Genomic DNA, 3,535 nt, shown 5'->3' with positions numbered 1-3,535 from the left:
GCGCGGTTTTCCTCAAGCGCGGCTTCATACTCCTGCAGATCGCCCATAAGGCGCACAAGTGCCGGACGGTCTTCAGGTCGCGCCTCGCGAATGGTGCAGTCCATGCCGCCCTCAGAACCGTTCCTCGCCGCGCTCCCGCACGGGGTCAGGGAAATCGCGATAAAGCGCGAATTCAATATTCTGTACCAGCGCATTCACGCCGTGATGATCGCCCTCGACAGGCTCGGCGCGCGTTGCCACCCAGTTAAAGGCCGCATCAAGCTGGGTGAGATCCGCCACTTCGATCATGAAATGAAATTCGCCGAGGTGAGAGGGTGCAAGGCCGAGCTTCTTGCGCATCAGCCGCCAGCCCTCAATCACACCTTCTCCCTCAAGGCGCTCCATATAGCGCTCAAAGGCATCCACAAAATCGAGATCGGAAACGCCGGGCTTCAGGTCAAACCAGCCGTGATAAATATCCATGCCTCTCCCCCGGAGCAGCGATGCAGAGTCAAAAGGGCGGCGCTCATGTGAGCACCGCCCGTTCCTTTCGTCCAGCAGGTGATGCACCTCAGCCGCGCGCAAGCATCCGGGCGGCAAAGAGGGAAAGCACTACCATGGTGATCTCTACCACGATGGGCTGAAGCACGCCTTCAGGCGCCCCATCGACAACAACGCCGAGAAGGCGGCCCGCTGCCGCGAGGCCGTAAAGTACCGCCGCACCCAGAATCCATTGCGGCCGCCCGCCAAAGAGGGCCACCGCGCTCGCAATCGTGCTTGCGAGGAAGAAGGCGCCAACATCGGCGCGCAGCGCATTGAGGCCGAGCGGCGAGAGCGCCCCGATACCAAGCGATTCGCCCATCTCCGCAGGCGATATCAGCGTCATTGCGCCTGCAACAAGCGAGAAAAGCCCCACCAGCAAGGCCGCGATACGAGCAATCCAGATCATGTTCCCAGTCCCCTTTTCATGTCCCGTTCGGAAAGAAAACGGGCGACGCTCATCTTGAACGCCGCCCGTATGTTTCGTCCAGCCTGTGATCAGGCTCAGAGATTCTTGACGATCTCTTCCACCATCTTCTTCGCATCGCCGAAGAGCATCATGGTGTTGTCGCGGAAGAAGAGTTCGTTCTCCACGCCCGCATAGCCGGAGCCCATGCCGCGCTTGATGAAGAGAACGGTCTTCGCCTTTTCCACGTCGAGAATCGGCATACCGAAGATCGGGCTTGAGGTGTCCGTCTTGGCTGCGGGGTTCGTCACGTCATTCGCGCCGATGACGAAGGCCACGTCTGCCTGCGAGAACTGGTTGTTGATGTCTTCCAGTTCGAACACTTCGTCGTAGGGCACATTCGCTTCTGCAAGAAGCACGTTCATGTGGCCCGGCATACGACCCGCAACCGGATGAATGGCGTAGGAAACCTTCACGCCTTCTGCCTTGAGCAGGTCAGCCATTTCACGAAGCGTGTGCTGCGCCTGCGCCACCGCCATGCCATAGCCCGGCACGATGATGACGGAGCCGGCATTCTTCATGATGAAGGCCGCATCATCCGCCGAGCCCTGCTTCACAGGACGCGTCTCGATGACGCCGCTGCCCGCTGAGGACGTGTCCGCACCAAAGCCGCCAAGAATGACGCTGATGAAGGAGCGGTTCATGCCCTTGCACATGATGTAGCTCAGGATCGCACCCGACGAGCCGACCAGCGCACCCACGATGATGAGCGCGAGGTTGCCCAGCGTGAAGCCGATACCGGCAGCCGCCCAGCCCGAATAGGAGTTCAGCATCGACACCACCACCGGCATGTCGGCACCGCCGATCGGGATGATGATAAGGAAACCGATGATGAAGGAGAGGATCGTGATTGCGAGGAACAGCTCGATCGTCTGACGCGAGGGGTCAGAGACGAGCCAGGCAATGCCGCCAATAATGGCAATCGCCATTGCCGCATTGATGACATGGCGGCCCGGCAGCATGATCGGCGCGCCGGACATGTTACCGTTGAGCTTCGCGAAGGCGATGATCGAGCCGGAGAAGGTAATCGCGCCGATGGCGACACCAATGCCCATTTCGACCAGATTCGCCGCATGGATCGCGTGGAAGGAGCCGATGCCATAGGCTTCCGGCGCAAGGAAAGCCGACCACGCAACGAACACAGCCGCAAGGCCGACCAGCGAGTGGAAGGCAGCGACGAGCTGGGGCATCTGCGTCATCGCAATGCGCCGCGCAATGATGGCGCCGATACCGCCACCAATGGCGAGGCCCGCAACGATGAGCCCCCATGTGAGTGCGTTCTGCGCCTGCAGCAGGGCAAGCGTGGTCACGATGGCAATGGTCATGCCGATCATGCCGTAGGTATTGCCCTGACGTGACGTTTCAGGCGAGGAAAGCCCGCGCAGCGCGAGGATGAAAAGAACCGCCGAGACGACGTAGAGAAGAGCCGCAATATTGGCTGACATGTCTGTGGCCCTCTCAGCGCTGCTTTTTCTTGTACATGGCCAGCATTCGCTGCGTGACCAGGAAGCCGCCGAAAATATTCACGGCGGCGAGGATCACGGCGACGAAGCCGAAGCCCTTGGAGAGCCAGCCAGTCTCGCCCGCCTGGGAGAGATCAAGGCCGACGGCGATCAGCGCACCAACAATAATGACCGACGAGATCGCGTTGGTGACGGACATGAGCGGTGTGTGAAGCGCGGGTGTCACGCTCCAGACGACGTAATAGCCGACAAAGATCGCGAGCACGAAGATCGCGAGTCTGAAGATAAAGGGATCGATAGCGGCCGCTTCCATCAGTTGCCTCCTTCGCGGAGCGACGGATGCACTACCTGACCGTCTTTTGTCAGGCAGGTACCCGTAATGATTTCGTCTTCCCAGTTGATCGCGAGGGACTTCGTTTCCTTGTCGATCAGGGGCGTAATGAAGTTGAGCAGGTTCTTCGCATAGAGCGAAGACGCATCGACAGAAAGCTGGGCCGCGACATTGAGATCGCCAATGATCGTGACGCCATGCTTCTGGACGCGCTTGCCGGCTTCGGAAAGCGGGCAGTTGCCGCCACGCTCGACCGCGAGATCCACGAGGATCGAACCCGGCTTCATGGACTTCACCATTTCCTCGCTCACGAGTTCCGGCGCCGGACGGCCCGGAATAAGCGCGGTGGTAATGACGATGTCCTGCTTCTTGATATGTTCGGCAACAAGCGCAGCCTGGGCGCGCTTGTATTCTTCCGACATTTCCTTTGCATAGCCGCCAGCCGCATCGCCGCTTTCATCGGATTCGACCATGATGAAAGTGCCGCCAAGGCTTTCCACCTGCTCCTTTGTAGCAGAGCGCACGTCGGTCGCAGAAACGATGGCCCCAAGACGCTTTGCCGTGGCAATCGCCTGAAGGCCCGCAACGCCAACGCCCATCACGAAGACGCGCGCAGGCGCAATCGTGCCCGCCGCCGTCATCATCATCGGCATGGCGCGGGTAAAGGCAGCCGCCGCATTGATGACGGCCTTGTAGCCCGCAAGGTTCGACTGCGAGGAGAGGACGTCCATCGACTGCGCGCGGGTGATGCGCGGC

General features: G+C 60.3%; 5 protein-coding genes. All 5 read right to left on the bottom strand.

The genetic code is table 11. From position 1 onward, the window contains the following. Positions 1–111: 111 nt before the first annotated feature. Positions 112–462, bottom strand: a complete 351-nt coding sequence (locus WBF74_RS03010) for a DUF6614 family protein (protein ID WP_424434965.1) — start codon at positions 460–462, stop codon at positions 112–114. An 88-nt stretch (positions 463–550) separates the two neighbouring features. Next, positions 551–928, bottom strand: coding sequence for a DUF4345 family protein (locus WBF74_RS03005; RefSeq protein ID WP_424434962.1), 378 nt, complete (start codon positions 926–928; stop codon positions 551–553). 95 nt (positions 929–1,023) lie between these two features. Next, positions 1,024–2,430, bottom strand: a complete 1,407-nt coding sequence (locus tag WBF74_RS03000) for an NAD(P)(+) transhydrogenase (Re/Si-specific) subunit beta (RefSeq protein WP_424434959.1) — start codon at positions 2,428–2,430, stop codon at positions 1,024–1,026. Between the two features lie 13 nt (positions 2,431–2,443). Further along, positions 2,444–2,761 (bottom strand): proton-translocating transhydrogenase family protein, encoded by a 318-nt coding sequence (locus tag WBF74_RS02995; RefSeq protein ID WP_424434956.1) that lies wholly within the window; start codon positions 2,759–2,761, stop codon positions 2,444–2,446. After that, positions 2,761–3,535: NAD(P) transhydrogenase subunit alpha (locus WBF74_RS02990; protein WP_424434953.1), on the bottom strand; the 775-nt coding region annotated here is incomplete at its 5' end. The genes WBF74_RS02995 and WBF74_RS02990, both read right to left, overlap by 1 nt.

The organism is Parvibaculum sp., assembly GCF_049672805.1.
Classification (GTDB): Bacteria; Pseudomonadota; Alphaproteobacteria; order Parvibaculales; family Parvibaculaceae; genus Parvibaculum.
The sequence above is the reverse complement of the archived record's forward strand: the minus strand, read 5'-3'. Positions and strand labels throughout refer to the sequence as shown.